The sequence below is a fragment of the Schaalia naturae genome (genome assembly GCF_042665795.1).
In the GTDB taxonomy this organism is placed as follows: domain Bacteria; phylum Actinomycetota; class Actinomycetes; order Actinomycetales; family Actinomycetaceae; genus Pauljensenia; species Pauljensenia naturae.
The window spans coordinates 2865418-2878957 of sequence record NZ_JBHTEF010000001.1 but is presented as its reverse complement, the minus strand read 5'-3'; the positions used below and the strand labels follow the sequence as shown (position 1 = coordinate 2878957).

Genomic DNA, 13540 nt, shown 5'->3' with positions numbered 1-13540 from the left:
CCCGGCCCCGGTCAGTCCTGGCCGGACTCGGCGGAGCCGTCTGCCGCGTCCCCGGTTCCGGAGACGTCCTCGCCGAAGTACTTGCTCCCGAGTTCGGCGAGCGTCCCGTCGGCCCGAAGCTCCGCCAGCGCCTGGTTGACGGCGTCGAGCAGGCCGGAGTCCTTACGCAGCACCAGGGCCTGGCTCACGGCCTGGTCGGGCAGGTCGAACGCCACTTTGACGGAGGTGTCACCGGTGGTGGACAGGTAGTTGAGCGCCGCCAGGTTGTCGTTGAACGTGAGGTCGACGCGGCCGTCCTTGAGCGCCGCCACCGCCTCGGTCAGCCCGTCGACCGGTTCGACGGTGGCGCCGGACTCGGTGGCGAGCTCCGCCCAGTTGGAGGTCGCCGACTGCGCTGAGGTCTTCCCTGCCACGTCGGCGAGCGAGGTGATCGACGTCTCGTCGGCGCGCACGATGACGACCGGCTCGGAGTCCGTGTAGGGGTCGGAGACGTCGTACTTCTCGATGCGCTCGGGATTGACGGTCACCTGGTTGGCGATGATGTCGAAGCGCTTGGCCTCCAGTCCCGCGAAGATCGCGTCCCACTTGACCTCGGAGAACTCTGGCTTCACACCCAGCTTGTCGGCGACGGCCGTGATGACGTCGATGTCGTAGCCCGTGAGATCTCCGGAGGAGGAGTCGTGGTAGGTGAAGGGCGCGTAGGTGCCCTCGGTCCCCACGCGGAGCACGCCGGAGTCCTGGAGCTCGGCCAGAGCGTCCTCCGCTCCCGTCGACGAAGACGACGCGGCTCCCGAGGCCGGCTGGTCCGACGGGCTCGAGGACGTGCCGCCCGATGAGCAGGCGGCCAGGGATGAGGCGGCGAGGGCGGCGGTGAGGACGGTGAGTGCGGCGCGGATGCGCATGGGATCTCCTGGGACGTGATGGGAAGTGCTCAAGGGGGGGCGGCGGCGAGGCGCCGGGGACCGCCGTTGCGGCGATCGGGGACCGTCCTGGCCGCCGGAGGGGCCGGAGGACGCGCGGCACGCATGGCCGGAGGGCGGGGCGGGAGCGTGCTGCCTGGGGCAGCGGCCCCTGGCGGCGCCCAGACGTCGCTCAGCGACAGATGCGACAACAGCCGGCCATGCGCCCGGGCATTCGCCCGCGCATGGCTGCCCCCGCGGCCATCATGGCCACGTCGGGACGGCTGTTCGCTGTGCTCACGTCGGTCAGACTAGCACCCTGGTGGGTGGGGCCCGGCCGCGCGTCCCTCAGGTGAGCCCCCGCCCTCCAGCGCGCGCACGGAGGGGGCGCCCGACGCCGGCGAACCACGGCCCGAAGGCGGCCGCCCGCGCGGGACGAGGGCGGCTACCGCCCGGCGCGGGACGAGGGCGGCTACCGCCCGGCGCGGGCCTCGGAGAGGAGATCCTCGAGCGCCTCCTCGAGCCCGCCCCGGGTGAAGCTCGCCAGGCGCCCGATCGGGATGGAGCCCATCATCCGCTCCATGTCCTCCCCGCCCACCGCCGGCAGGACCTCCCGGCGGGCCCTCGGGCCGACGACCGGATCGGCCAGCAGATCGGCGAGGGAGGACTCCCCTGTCAGGGGCGGGCGGATCGGATCCCCGGGGACGGCAGCCGTCACCCGGGAGCGCAGGTCCCGGCTGGAGGAGCCGATCTCGATGAGGTAGTCGCCGCCCTCGACGACCCACCGGTCGACGCGGATGTCCCAGTAGGCCATGTCCTCCCGCCGGATGCGGATCGCGGCGTTCCGGGTCTCGCCCGCGGCGAGCTCCACCGATGCGAAGCCCGCGAGCTCGCGCGGGGCGCGGGTCACGGCGGAGGGTCCGGTCAGCGAGGTGTAGGCCTGCACGACCTCGCGCCCCGCGACCGTCCCCGTGTTCCTCACGGGCACCGTGACCAGGAGGTCGCCGGCGCCGCCCTCGTCCCCGGCGCCCTGCTGGCCCACGACCTCGACCGAGGCCGGCCCGTACTCGAAGGTGGCGTAGGACAGGCCGTGTCCGAAGGGGAAGGCGACCTCGAGGCCCTTGGCGTCGAACCACCGGTAGCCCACCAGGACGCCCTCGCCGTAGCGGACGTGTCCCAGCTCGCCGGGGAAGTTCCCGAAGGAGGGAGTGTCCTCCAGGCGCAGCGGGATGGTCTCGGTGAGCTTGCCGGAGGGGTTGACGGCGCCGTAGAGGACGTCGGCCGTCGCGCCGCCTCCCGCCTGGCCCAGCAGCCAGCCCTCGATGATGGCCGGCACACGGTCGCGGAAGGGCAGGGCGACCACCCCGCCGTTGGACAGGACCGCCACGGTGCGGGGGTTCGCCTCGATCACGGCGTCGAGCAGCTCGAGCTGGACGGCCGGAAGGTCGATCGTGGTGCGGTCGAACCCCTCTGACTCCTCCGCCTCGGGCAGGCCGAGGAACACGACGGCGACCTCCGCCGCCCGGGCGGCCTCGACGGCCTCGCGGCGCAGCGTCGCGGCGTCGCCCGTCCCGTCGAGCGTGAAGCCGGGGGCGAAGGACACCGTCTCGCCCGCGTCCCCGTCCGCGCCGCTGGCCGCGAGCGCCCGCATCTCCTCCAGCGCGTTGTCCACGCGGGTGGGGTTGATGTGGGAGGACCCGCCGCCCTGGAAGCGCGGGGTGCGGGCGAACTCGCCGATCACGGCCACGCGCGTCTCCCGCGCCAACGGCAAGAGCCCGCCGTCGTTCCTCAGCAGGACCACGCAGCGCCCGGCCGCCTCGCGTGCCAGCGCGTGGTGGGCCTCGACGTCCAGGGGACCGGCGGCACCCAGACGGCCCTGCGCCTTCGCGACCAGGTCGAGGACTCGCTGCGCCGCCACGTCCAGCGCCGATTCCGGCAGCGTCCCCGCCCGGACCGCGGCGACCAGCTGGGCGTCGGTGCGCCCGCCGCTGGCCGGCATCTCCAGGTCCAGTCCGGCCGGGAGCCCCGCGACCCGGTCGTTGACAGCGCCCCAGTCGGACATCACGAGCCCGCGGAAGGCCCACTCGTCGCGCAGCACCTGGGTGAGCAGCCAGGGGTCCTCCGAGGCGTAGACGCCGTTGATGCGGTTGTAGGAGCACATGACGGTCCACGGCTGGGCGTCGCGGACGACGCGCTCGAAGCCGCGCAGGTAGATCTCGCGCAGCGGGCGGGGGTCGATGTCCGCGCTCACGCGCATCCGATCCGTCTCCTGGTTGTTGGCCGCGAAGTGCTTGAGGGAGGTGCCCACGCCCTTCGACTGCACGCCGCGCACCAGGCCCGTACCCATGGCGCCCGCGACCAGGGGGTCCTCCGAGATGTACTCGAAGTTGCGCCCGCACAACGGCGACCGCTTGATGTTGACGGCGGGGCCCAGCAGCACGGCGACGTCCTCGATCCGGCACTCCTCCCCCAGCGCCTCTCCGATGCGCTCGGCCAGGTCGGGGTCCATCGAGGACCCCAGGGCCACCGCGGGCGGGAAACAGGTCGCGGGCACCGATTGCGACAGGCCGAGGTTGTCTGACTCGCCCGCCTGCTTGCGCAGGCCATGGGGACCATCGGTCACCATGATCGAGGGCACCCCGGCACGCTCGACGGGCGTGGTCCTCCAGAAGTCCTCCCCGCTGGTCAGCGACGCCTTCTCCTCCAGGGTGAGGTCGGAAACTCGGTACTCCGCCACGATCGTGTCCTTTCACAGTCGGTCGGCCTCGGTCGGCTCCGGTCGCGGGCGGCCGCGCCCCGGCCGCGCACGCATCTAATCTACCAATTGGTTGTTTCCCTCGCCGCCGATGAGCCCGCTCTCCCGGACGAGGACGTTCCGGTGCCGGCGGCGCGGGCGGCGTCGATCAGCGGACGCTCCTGATGAACATGGTGGCGACGGCGCCGAGGCCCCCGATCACGGCCGCGCTCACGAGCAACGGCGCGAAGTCCGTGCCCGACCCCAGGGACACCAGCGCCCAGCTGCCGAATGCGGGTGCAAGGGACTGGGGCAGGGCGTTCGCGATGTTGAAGACGCCCAGATCCTTGCCCGTGTTCGCCTGGTCGGGCAGGACCTCGAAGACGAGAGCCATGTCGACGGCTCCGTACACTCCGTAGGCCGCCCCCATGATCGCCTCGCAGACATAGAAGAATTCGACCGACTCCGCGTGCATGAGGAGGTAGGTGCCGAGGGCGAAGACCAGGATCGAGATCGCCACGAGGATCTTGCGCCGCTGGAACCTGTCGGACAGCCAGCCGCCGACGACGCCGGTGATCATCGTGGCCACCGTGTAGATCGTGACGCCCAAGGCCACGGCGCTGACCGCGGCGTCCTGGTCCAGCTGGAGATGCTGCGTCATGTACTGCAGGCGGAAGGTCGTGAACATGAATGAGGCGAATATGATGAGGAAGCGTCCGATCCACGCCCATGTGTAGTCCGGATGCGCAACCGGGTTCACCCAGAAGGTCTGCAGGAGCTCCTTCCAGTTGAAGGGGTATTTGTTCTCTTTGAGGACGGGCTCCGGGATGCAAAGCGCATACAGGGACACAGCCACGAATCCGATGAGGGCGGGCACCAGGAGCAGGAGCAGGATGTTGTGGCTGAGGAAGCTGGCCAGCCAGGTGCCTGCCATGATCGCGACGTTCTGGGCGACGGCGACGAGGCCCGAGACGGTGCCGTACTGGCGGTCGGACAGCTGGTCGGCCATCGAGGCCGTGAACGCGGCATAGCCGAGGTTCGCCAGGGATTGGGCGAGGAGCCACCCGATCGCGAGCGTGACCGTGTTCGTGCCGAGCGCCACGATGACCAGCGACAGGGCGAGCCCCGCGATGCCGAGGATCATCCAGGGACGGCGACGCCCCCAGCGCCCCGTCGTGCGGTCCGAGATCCGTCCGCCCACGACGTTGAAGACAAGCGCGGCCAGCGCGCCCCAGGGCAGGATCGCCCCGATCATCGCGGCCTGCTCCGAGGCGTCACTGGTCAGGGTGTTCACCTTGAGTTGCATCGAGACCATGACCGGTGTCAGCAGCGCGAGGAACAGGCCGAATTGCGCGAGCACGATCATGGCGACGTACCAGATGGGTTTCATGCGCTCCGGCTTGACACCCATCTTTGGGGGGATGAGCGCGGGGCCCAGGATGTTGGGGCTCCCGGCCGGATCGACCGTGGGATCCGAGGCGGGCTCCGATGCCGGTATCGCCGCGCCGTCATGGGCGGACGAGGACTTCAGTGTCATCGTTGTTCCTTTGAGATGGGTGATGAGGAGAGCGACGCTCGACGTCGAGCGAGAAAAACTGTATGGCACTCGGTTTTTAGAAGTCAAGCGTTATTCGGGTTTCAAAAAGGTGGGTGAAGGTGGATTAGGATGACGCTCATGGCACGACGGGGCTCATACGCGAAGGGTGTCGCGAAAAGGAACGAGATCCTCCACCGAGCGCTGGACGTCGTGGCAGATCACGGCTTCCCCAACGCCTCGGTCAGGGAGCTTGCCGAGGCCGTCGACCTGTCCCAGGCGGGCCTCCTCCACTACTTCGATTCGAAGGACGACCTGTTCACGCAGATCCTGCACGCACGGGACGAGAGCGATGCCCGGCATTTCAGCCCCGGGCGCCCAGACGACGCCGATGGCGGCAATTACTTCGCGCACTGGACCGTGGATGGTCCCGACCAGACGTTCACGACTTATCTCGACGTGATCGAGCACAACACCCACGTGCCCGGCCTGATCGAGCTGTTCGCCCGCATGGAGGTCCGCGCCGCCGACCCCGCCAATCCCGCACACGAGTTCTTCACCGACCGCAATCGCAACGTGCAGTCGACGTTCGTCGCAGCGTTCCACCAGTTGCAGGCCGCGGGACGCATGGATCCCGACGTGGACGTCGAGAGCCTGGCCCGCATCCTGCAGGCCGTCAGTGACGGATTGCAGTTGCAGCGGCTCCTTGAGCCCGGCCTCGACATGGCCGGCATCGTCGGTTTGCTGATCCGGCTCATCGTCCCCGACTGGGATCCACAGGGAAGTCCTTCGCCGATGTCTTCCGCCGAGAGGGAAGACACGTGATGCCCGCGCCCGGGATCTCGACGCCACCCGAGGCGCCCGTCACCGCCCTCAGCGCCGGCCGGGTGCGCGGGATGTGGCGCGCCGGCCCCGATGGAGGGAGTCCCTCCGCCGCCTTCCTCGGGATCCCCTTCGCGAAGCCGCCTGTGGGCGGCCTCCGATTCGCCGCGCCGCGGCGACCCGATCCGTGGGAGGGCGTCCGCGACGCCCTCGTCCATGGGCCCACCCCCAAGCGCGGCGACTCCGCGCAGACCCTCATCCCCGAGCCCGCGATCCCGGGGGAGGCGACCCTCAACCTCGACGTGTTCACGCCCGCGCCAGGGGACCGCGGGGCGCGTCTGCCCGTCATGGTGTGGATCCATGGCGGCGGGTACGTCGAGGGCTCCCCCGCGAGTCCGTGGTACGACGGCGCGGCCTTCACACGCGACGGGATCGTCACCGTCAACGTGTCCTACCGGCTCGGATTCGACGGATTCGGGCGGATCCCGGGAGCGCCGGACAACCGCGGCGTCCTGGACTGGCTGGCGGCGCTGGAGTGGGTCCAGGAGAATATCGGGGCCTTCGGAGGCGACCCGGACCGGGTGACGATCATGGGGCAGTCGGCGGGCGGCGGGGCCGTGCTCACCCTGCTCGGAATGCCCGCCGCCCAGCCGTTGTTCCACCGGGTGATCAGCCTCTCGGGCGCGCTGGGGGACGTGCCCGGCGCGCGTGCGCGCCGGTTGTCCGCCCGTCTGGCCGAGCTGGCCGGGGTCGCCTGCACCCGCGACGGTTTCGCCTCCGTCCCCGAGGAACGGCTCGCCTCCCTGCAGGCAGAGGCGGCGAAGCCGGACTCGGGCAAGGCCCTCGACGGCGAGATCAGCCTCCTGCGAGAGGGTCTGCCCTGGGCCCCGATGATCGACGGCGGCCTGATCACACGCCCCACCGCCGAGTCCCTCGGGGCCGGCGTCGGTGCGGACAAGGCGCTGCTCCTGGGCGCCGCCGACGACGAGCTCACGATGACCACCGACGCGATGAGGGGGCGGCTCCGGCTGGTCCCGCCGGGGCTGGCGCTCGCGCGGATGGGGCTGGAGGGCCGCCGGCGCCGCGCCTATCTGCGAGACAACCGCGAGCTGCGCCGCAGGGGGGCGGCCGTGGCGCTCGGCCGATACGCCACCGACCGCGTCTTCCGCTCGCTCGTGGCGCGCGTGGCCGGTGCGCGGACCGCGACCGGAGTCGATGGCCGCACGGGGAGCGCGTCCACGTGGGTCTACGCGTTCTCATGGGCCTCCCCGGCACTGGGATGGGCCTGCCACTGCCTGGACGTGCCGTTCTGGTTCGACTGCCTCGGCGCCCCGGGCGTGGACCGGGTCGCCAGCAGCCAGCCCCCGCAGGCGCTGGCCCGCGCCCTCCATTCCGCTGCCGTCCGCTTCGTCGACGAGGGCGACCCCGGCTGGCCGGCGTGGTCCTCTGCTCCCGGCGCCACCGCGGTGCTCGGCGGGCCGGAGGCGCCCGACGGCCTCCGGGTGCGGCCCGACGGGTACGCATCCCTGAGCGCGCTGCTCTGACCCGCCCCGCCCACGCGTGCGCGCGGCCCGCGTCCTCTGGATGGGCTCCTCGCCTCTGGGGCCACTCATGCCGCCAAAACCGAACATCACTTGATTTTGAGCGTAGGATCGTCGTGCCGATGGGGAACGGCTGAGTCGGCGCCTCATCGCGATGATCGCAACGAGGACAGCGATGACGAAGGAGTCGATTGCCCATGTCTGGCTCATGGTCCACCGCCCCGTCGCCACGGGAAGAGACGCGGCCGTCGTCTCATCGCGCGCACCGCAACGGGTCCCCCGGTGTCCGGCCGGGAGTGCTCAGACCTCCCCGGCCCGACCGCAGACGGCCCAGTCCCGCAACCGGATGGCCTGTGCCACGGCACCCCGCCGAACCAGCACGAAAGGAATGACATCATGAGCAGACCGACTTCATCCCCCCGCGTCGAACGCCTCCTGGCGGAGATGACGACCGCCGAGAAGATCGGACAGCTGATCCAGTACTTCTATCTCCCCGGCTCCGCCAATGCGCGGCAACGCGACGGCGTGAGGAACTCCTCCAGGTCCTCCGGATCGGCCGTCATGTCGTAGAAGTCGTAGGGAGCGGGATACTTCCACTCCCGTGCGATCAGATGAGCCCGGTCCGGCGTCATTCGGTCGAACGCCCACTCCGTCTCCACCGTCCCATTGTCGCAGGGTCGCCCTCGTCTTTGTCGAGTCCGCGAGCCTCTCATCCCCGCCCCGACAGGGACGTATTCGTGCGCGAAAGAGAACGTCTCGCACCGGCTCGCCGTCACTGAAAGCCTCACTCGACAACACCCCGCCCTCAGTCAAGACGCCGAGTGCCTGATCCTCGGCAGGAGAGAAGACGCCGGACTCACACCGGCCGGGCACGCCGATCCGCAGAGGATCTTTGGTGCCCCCGACTCCGGGCTTTCTGAGGATTCCCGGACCGCGCCAAAGGTCCTTCCCCATACCGGGGCACCGCATTCGGAGAATGGAATCCGAGGACCGCCCCGTGGCCGTCGTGGACATCGATTCCCTGCGAGGTATCCAGGGAGTCGAGATGCCGTGTCGCGTCGTGAAGGCTGGGAGTCCGACGAGGCGGCTTCAAACGCGTCGACGGAGCGGCATCTGAGGGCCTCTCCCCGACGTGGCGATGCGAATGCTGGATCGCCGCCGCGCCGCCGGGCCCCGCCCCGCGGGCTGCCTCAGGCCACCCATCCGGAGAGTCCGCGCCGGGCTTGCTCGGCCAGCGTGTCCACGCAGCCGCGGGAGTCGTTGGCCCACGGGACGTAGTGGAACTCGCGCCCGCCGGCGCCCAGGAACGTCTTCCGGTTGAGGATGTTGATCTCCTCAAGCGTCTCCAGGCAGTCGGCCATGAAACCGGGGCAGATGACGTCGACGCGGCGGGTGCCCGCGCCGCCCAGCGCGCCCATCGTGTCGATGGTGGCCGGGCCGATCCACTCCGAGGGCCCGAAGACGGACTGGAAGCGCACCAGCACGTCGCCCTCGTCCGCGTCGGCGAGCGGGTCATGCGGCACGTCGGGCGCACCGCCGTCCCGGGTGCCGGACGGCGCCTGGCCTGCCTCGGCGCCCGGCCCCGCGCCCCTGCATGACGCGACCCGCAGCCCCAGCCGCTCGCCGAGCAGCCGTGCGGTGGTCTCGCACTCGGAGCGGTAAGGGTCCCCGGCGCGATGCATGGCCGCCGGGATCGAGTGGAAGCTCAGCACCAGCTTGTCCCCGGCCTCGAAGTCCGGGCGCCCCTCCGGGCCGGCCCAGTGCTCCTCGAGCGCCTCCGCGAGCGCCTCGATGTAGGGGGCGGAGTCCGGGAAGGAGCGGACCGTGCGCAGCTCGAGCTGGTCGCGCGCCTTCAGGGTCCAGCGGGCGGCCTCATCGATGACGGTTCCAGCGGAGGAGGCCGCGTACTGCGGGTAGGCGGGCAGGATCAGGACTCGGCGCGTCCCGTGGTCGCACAGGTCCGACAGGACGTCGCGCAGCGCCGGGCTCCCGTAGCGCATGGCGACGCGGACCTCGACCCGGCCCGGGCCGAGCTCTCCGTCGAGGATCTCCGTCAATCCGTCGCGCTGCCGGGAGGTCCAGTGCATGAGCGGGGAGCCCTCGTCCATCCAGATCGACGCGTACTTCTGCGCCGAGGCGCGGGGGCGGACACGCAGGATGATGCCCTCCAGGATCGGGCGCCACATCCAGGGGCTCATCTCGATGACGCGGCGGTCGGAGAGGAATTCTCGGAGGTAGGGGCGGACGGCCCTCGCGGTGGGCTCCTCGGGGGTGCCGAGGTTGACCAGAACCACCGCGGGGGCGGCCGCCGGAGCCGACGTCGGACGGGCCGGCGCCTCGGGCGCGGCTTTGAGGGTCCTCTCGCCATCGACGAGGGCGGCGCCGGCGTCTTCGCCGGCGCCCGTCACAGCCTGTCCTGACACATGGGCTGAATCCGTCATAACGGCCACTCTACCGGAGGGCGCGCGGAGGCATTGCGACGCTCCGTCATCTCCATGGAACGGATGGCCGTCGGCGGGCACGCGTCCCCGGGAGGGACCGGCCCGCCCGCGTCCGGGGCGCACCCGAAGGGGCCTCTGCCACCGGTCCGCGGCGGAAGGTTCTGGGACACTCACGTACCCGGCGCGGCAGAGAACCCCGGCCCGCATACGAAGCGGCTCCGAGCTCCAGGGCAGGAGGGGTTCCCACACCCGACGCACCAGGCCGGGAGCCTCGTATAACGAGCCATATTCAGTATGCCACCACACCGCATCATCCGCCAGGGAGGCGGACGCCGACGAGAGCTCCCGACCCAGACCAGATCGCCTTTCGCGAATAGCCTCTTTGAGGAGGCCATCTTCACGCTCTCCCCGCCACACGCTGGACCGGTGGCGAAAAGACGACCTGAGCAGGCCTGGGACCGTTGCGCGCGCGAACTGGGAATGAACATCCAGCGCCTGCGCGCAGCACGCGGCCTGAGCCAGGAGAACGTTGCCTACGCAGCCGGTATCAGCCGCTACACCTTCCAGAAGCTGGAGAAGGGCGAGTCCGCCCCGAACCGTGCCGCCAACCCCAGTCTCCGCAACGTCATGGCCGTCGCCCAGGTGCTCGGGACCACGGTCGACGCTCTGCTGCCCGAGGAGTGGCCCGAGCTGAGGAGCGGGCTTCCACCGAGGCCGTGACCCCTCAGCTCCCGCTCGCCACGGTCTCCGCGAGGGCCGAGGCGATGCGGCGCGCCGTCTCCAGAGAGACGTCGAGACGATGCTCGTCGTCCCCGATGTAGACCCATTCCTCCCGGCTGCCGGCCCGGCAGTGCCGGACGACGTCCAGCGTCGTCGCCTCGGTCGTCTCCACCAGCCGGCCCGACTCGGGATAGGTCCGGGAGAGGAGCACGGCCGGGATCTCACGCACCAGCCCCTGATGCTCCCGGTCGTCGGGAAAATCCTCCTCATGATGCGCCGCCACACACCACGGCGGGCAGGACTCCCGTAGCCACGACGCTTTCGACTCCACCATCCTGTGCCCCCTCTCCCCCAGCTCATCATGGCCCAGAGGCCCCGGCAGACAGGGTCCCATCCACGACCCGCACTTCGACGCCATCGCACAGAGGCTGTGGACAGCGGTTTCTCGGGGTGACATATCTCGGCGCCTCTCGCCGGTGCCGTCAGAGGCTCGCGCGCTTGACGGATCACTGTTGCTCAGTCAGGCTATTGACGTGGACACATACGATGACTCGACATACAACGCGCTCGCCGGAATCAGCCTCGGCCTGGTCTTCATCCTCGCCCTCATCCCCCTGATCATCTGGATCGTCACGCTGGTCGGCATCGTGAGATCCCCACGCTGGACGCCCGCATTCAAGGCCTTGTGGGCACTGGCCGCACTCCCCACCGGCATCGTCGGCATGGTCTGCTGGTTCGTGTGGGGCGCCAAGGAGGGCAACCGCCCGCTCCCGCCCGCCCCGTCCGCAGGACCCTCTCCACAGGTATGACGGCGCACGTCTCCCACCCGGCGGTCACGGCTGGGTGGGAGACGAGTTCCCCTTGCACCGCTCCGCCCGATATGTAACCCTGGTCACACCATTTCAGTGGAACACATGAAAGGAGAGGGCGATGGCAGACCTCGATGCGACGGGCGACAAGGCAGCCGGCAAGGTCAAGGAGACCCTCGGCAAGGTGACCGGCGACAAGGACACCGAAGCCGAAGGCCGCCTCCAGAACCTTGAGGGCAAGGCCAAGGAGGCCGTCGAAGATGTGAAATCAGGCGCCAAGGCGCTCGTCGACCGCGCCAAGGACGCCCTCGACGGCAAGGGATGACCCAAGGACGGAAGCACGGACGCCACCCTCATGGGAGATCGCCGTCTACCCCCGACTCCGCCTTCGGCGGGGTCTCACCAGGAGTCGGATGGCGTCGACAGGGGAACTGAGGTGTCCAGGTGCGCCCGGATGAACGCAATCATCGATTTCATCGAGGCTTTCGCCTCCGAGGTGCGCAGGTCCATCTCGTATTCGTGGCCTATGCTGCTCGGCGCCTCTGGGAACCAGAGCGTCTCCACATCGGCGCCTGCCGCCTCCAGGCTCCGGGCCATCGACTGCGAATGCGACAAGAGCGGGTCGCCTGGGCCGGTCGAGATGAATGACACGGGGAAGGTGGAGGAGACGTGCTCGGGAAGGTCGGCCCATTCGAGCCGGGAGTCCGAGGCGGCATCCTTGGAACCGGTGTAGGCCCACATCATGGACTCCGCCAGCCATCGGCCCACGCCGGTGGTCTCCCGCACCAGGGTCAGGTCGAACGCGCCCGAGTACAGGACCACGGCTTGAAGCCCCTCGGGGAGATCAGGCCGGGGCAGACCCGCTTCCGCGGCGTAGGTGGGATCTGAGACCGCCATCGCTGTCTGTGCCGCGATGTGGGCTCCTGCCGAATCGCCGCCCAGAGCCATTTGGCCCGTGTCAATCCCATACTGGGAGGCGTGGGCGACCAGGAAGTCAAGAGCGGCACTGACCTGTTCGACAGGTCTGGGGTATCGGGCCTGGGGGGCAACGGTGTATTCGGCTGCCACGACCGTGTACCCGGCAGCCGCGATGTGCGCGAGATAAGTGTCCATTCCGTCCTTTGAGCCGGTGACGAACCCGCCGCCGTGCACCCACACGACAGTGGGCAGCGCAGCGTTTCCCGCAGCCTCAGGACGATAGACGTCGATCCGGGCGTCCTTGTCGGAGGGGTTCACGACGACATCGCGCTGCACAGAGACCCCACCGGGCTCCAGTGCCTCCAGGGCTTCCACCTGTTCGGCGGTGGGAACGGGCCACATGTGACGGATGAGCAGAACCGACGGCCACGGACTCGCCCACGCCCACAAGCCGAGCCCGAGAAGGAGGAGGAGAACCATCAGGACCGCCCGCTTGGCAATCTTCCTCAGCATCGTTCCTCCGCTCCCGGGTGGCGGGTACTCGCGATCTCGCCTTCACCCGCCTGGCCATCGGCTCTTCGTCATCCGTCACCTCATCCACCGCGTCGGCTCTCCGGCATCCGCCTCGAGCCATCGCGCCGCACACGCGCAGGATGCACCATGCCACCCTCGCACAGAGGACGCCTGCTCGCCCTCGTATCCAGAAGCAAGCCGCACGGCCATGGCGACAGAGACCATCTGCGTACGAGAGGGCCGAGGCACTGGTCGGCGCGGTGGGCGAAACCACGGGGCGACCAATACGCGACGACGAACCGGCCCTCGCTGCGGGTGGATGGCTCCTGCTGCTCATCGGCCCAGTAACCGCAATCCTCGCGGCCGCGGCGACCGGTCAACTCGGCAAGCCCCCTCCTGCCCGTCTCAAACTCGGAGCCACCTCGGAGAATCGAACTCCGGACCTATTCATTACGAGTGAATCGCTCTGCCGACTGAGCTAAGGTGGCCGCGCCTGCCGTCCCGGGGGACCCGGCGCGCAGGCAACGACGACACTGTAGCGGGCCGCGCGCCGCCCCGGCAAACCAAGGGCGCCCTCGTCCCGCGTTGACCCCGTCACACGGCTCCCAT

Annotated in this window: 12 protein-coding genes and 1 tRNA gene; 6 read left to right on the top strand and 7 right to left on the bottom strand. The window is 69.9% G+C overall.

Annotated elements, in window-relative coordinates; genetic code table 11:
- Positions 1–11: 11 nt before the first annotated feature.
- The 3 genes from ACFQWG_RS12615 to ACFQWG_RS12605 form a co-directional block, all read right to left on the bottom strand.
- Complete coding sequence (locus ACFQWG_RS12615; RefSeq protein WP_380975837.1) at positions 12–902, bottom strand: transporter substrate-binding domain-containing protein; 891 nt, start codon at positions 900–902, stop codon at positions 12–14.
- A 469-nt stretch (positions 903–1371) separates the two neighbouring features.
- Positions 1372–3636 carry a beta-glucosidase family protein gene (locus ACFQWG_RS12610; protein ID WP_380975835.1) on the bottom strand — a complete coding sequence of 755 codons (2265 nt, stop codon included), beginning with the start codon at positions 3634–3636 and terminating at the stop codon, positions 1372–1374.
- Between the two features lie 166 nt (positions 3637–3802).
- Complete coding sequence (locus tag ACFQWG_RS12605; protein ID WP_380975833.1) at positions 3803–5170, bottom strand: MFS transporter; 1368 nt, start codon at positions 5168–5170, stop codon at positions 3803–3805.
- A gap of 129 nt (positions 5171–5299) precedes the next feature.
- Here ACFQWG_RS12605 and ACFQWG_RS12600 point away from each other — a divergent pair, with 129 nt between their 5' ends.
- The 3 genes from ACFQWG_RS12600 (at position 5300) to ACFQWG_RS12590 (ending at position 8100) form a co-directional block, all read left to right on the top strand.
- On the top strand, positions 5300–5992 hold the full coding sequence (locus ACFQWG_RS12600) for a TetR/AcrR family transcriptional regulator (RefSeq protein ID WP_380975831.1): 693 nt from the start codon (positions 5300–5302) through the stop codon (positions 5990–5992).
- The gene (locus tag ACFQWG_RS12595; RefSeq protein WP_380976339.1) at positions 5992–7533 is read left to right on the top strand and encodes a carboxylesterase/lipase family protein; all 1542 of its coding nucleotides are present in this window, start codon (positions 5992–5994) and stop codon (positions 7531–7533) included. Before ACFQWG_RS12600 ends, ACFQWG_RS12595 begins: the two co-directional genes overlap by 1 nt.
- Positions 7534–7926: 393 nt before the next feature.
- Positions 7927–8100: a hypothetical protein gene (locus ACFQWG_RS12590; protein ID WP_380975829.1), complete on the top strand. Its 174-nt coding sequence runs from the start codon at positions 7927–7929 to the stop codon at positions 8098–8100.
- 620 nt (positions 8101–8720) lie between these two features.
- Here ACFQWG_RS12590 and hemH read toward each other — a convergent pair.
- Complete coding sequence (gene hemH / locus ACFQWG_RS12585; RefSeq protein ID WP_380975827.1) at positions 8721–9971, bottom strand: ferrochelatase; 1251 nt, start codon at positions 9969–9971, stop codon at positions 8721–8723.
- Between the two features lie 426 nt (positions 9972–10397).
- Between hemH and ACFQWG_RS12580 the strand changes: the two genes are divergently transcribed.
- Positions 10398–10691 carry a helix-turn-helix transcriptional regulator gene (locus tag ACFQWG_RS12580; protein WP_380975825.1) on the top strand — a complete coding sequence of 98 codons (294 nt, stop codon included), beginning with the start codon at positions 10398–10400 and terminating at the stop codon, positions 10689–10691.
- Positions 10692–10695: 4 nt separating this feature from the next.
- On the opposite strand, the gene ACFQWG_RS12575 is transcribed toward ACFQWG_RS12580, so the two are convergent.
- Positions 10696–11025: a DUF6907 domain-containing protein gene (locus ACFQWG_RS12575; protein ID WP_380975823.1), complete on the bottom strand. Its 330-nt coding sequence runs from the start codon at positions 11023–11025 to the stop codon at positions 10696–10698.
- Positions 11026–11224: 199 nt separating this feature from the next.
- Here ACFQWG_RS12575 and ACFQWG_RS12570 point away from each other — a divergent pair, with 199 nt between their 5' ends.
- Both ACFQWG_RS12570 and ACFQWG_RS12565 read left to right on the top strand, forming a co-directional pair.
- Positions 11225–11500: a hypothetical protein gene (locus ACFQWG_RS12570; protein ID WP_380975821.1), complete on the top strand. Its 276-nt coding sequence runs from the start codon at positions 11225–11227 to the stop codon at positions 11498–11500.
- A 121-nt stretch (positions 11501–11621) separates the two neighbouring features.
- Positions 11622–11825 (top strand): CsbD family protein, encoded by a 204-nt coding sequence (locus tag ACFQWG_RS12565; protein WP_380975819.1) that lies wholly within the window; start codon positions 11622–11624, stop codon positions 11823–11825.
- A 74-nt stretch (positions 11826–11899) separates the two neighbouring features.
- On the opposite strand, the gene ACFQWG_RS12560 is transcribed toward ACFQWG_RS12565, so the two are convergent.
- Both ACFQWG_RS12560 and ACFQWG_RS12555 read right to left on the bottom strand, forming a co-directional pair.
- Positions 11900–12931: an alpha/beta hydrolase gene (locus ACFQWG_RS12560; protein WP_380975817.1), complete on the bottom strand. Its 1032-nt coding sequence runs from the start codon at positions 12929–12931 to the stop codon at positions 11900–11902.
- A gap of 415 nt (positions 12932–13346) precedes the next feature.
- Positions 13347–13419, bottom strand: a tRNA-Thr gene (locus tag ACFQWG_RS12555).
- Positions 13420–13540: the final 121 nt, after the last annotated feature.